The 1102-nt window shown below is 68.1% G+C and carries 1 protein-coding gene; it reads right to left on the bottom strand.

Going from position 1 to position 1102, the window contains the following annotated elements; all coding sequences use genetic code 11:
• Positions 1-1102 (bottom strand): acyl-CoA dehydrogenase family protein (locus GH736_RS23305; protein ID WP_203230931.1); only part of this gene is annotated, 1102 nt, incomplete at both ends.

The raw sequence follows: 1102 nt of genomic DNA, 5'->3' as shown, positions 1-1102 counted from the left end.
AGCGAGGTGAGCTCGTTGCCGAGGTCGGTGCCGAACGACTTGTTGATTGGCGTGAGCAGGCCGACGATCTCGTTCGCCCGGGCGCGCACGGCGGCGTCGGGGTGGTGCGTCGACACGTCGGTGTAGGTCGCGGTCAGCAGCATCATCCGGCGCAACGCGGCGATGTACGCCTTCTGCGTCATGAGCATGCGGCGCACGTCGGGGAAGTCGATGATCGGGGAGTCTTGGGTCGCGCCGATCGCGCGGCCCTGGATGCGCTCCCGCGCGTAGTCGAGCGACTGCTGGTAGGCGAGCTCCGACACGGCGAGGCCCTGCATGCCGACCGAGAGGCGGGCGCTGTTCATCATGACGAACATGATGCGCATGCCGAAGTTCTCTTCACCGACGAGGTAACCGGTCGCGTCCTCGTACGAGAGCACGCAGGTGGGCGAACCGTGGATGCCCATCTTGTGCTCGACGCCGACGGTGTGCACCCCGTTGCGCTCGCCGAGCGAGCCGTCGTCGTTCATGAGGAACTTCGGCACGATGAAGATCGAGATGCCCTTCGTGCCTGCGGGCGCGTCGGGGGTGCGAGCGAGCACGAGGTGCACGATCTGCTCGCTGAGGTCGTGGTCGCCGAAGGTGATGAAGATCTTCTGGCCGGTGATGCCGTAGCTGCCGTCAGCGCGCTTCACCGCCTTCGTCGTGAGGGCGCCGACGTCGGAGCCGGCGTGCGGCTCGGTGAGATTCATGGTGCCGGCCCACTCGCCGCTGACCATCTTCGGCAGCCACTGCTGCTTCTGCTCGTCGCTGCCGTAGTGGAGGAGCGCCTCGATCGCGCCCTGCGTGAGCAGCGGCGCAAGCGCGAACGCCATGTTGGCGGTCGTCATGAGCTCCTGGAGGGCGAGCCCGACCGTGCGCGGGAATCCGCCGCCGCCGAACTCCTCGGGCAACGGCACGGAGCCCCAGCCGGCGTCGACGTAGGCGGCGTACGCCTCCTTGAACCCGGTCGCCGTGCTGACGGTGCCGTCGGGGTTCAGCCGCGCTCCCTCGAGGTCGCCGGCACGGTTGGTGGGTGCCACGACCTCGGCCATGAAGTTGCCGGCCTCGTCGAGGATCTCGG

Source organism: Agromyces humi (assembly GCF_009720255.1).
In the GTDB taxonomy this organism is placed as follows: Bacteria; Actinomycetota; Actinomycetes; order Actinomycetales; family Microbacteriaceae; genus Agromyces; species Agromyces humi.
Note: the sequence above shows the minus strand (reverse complement) of the source record. Positions and strands in the feature narration are given on the sequence as shown.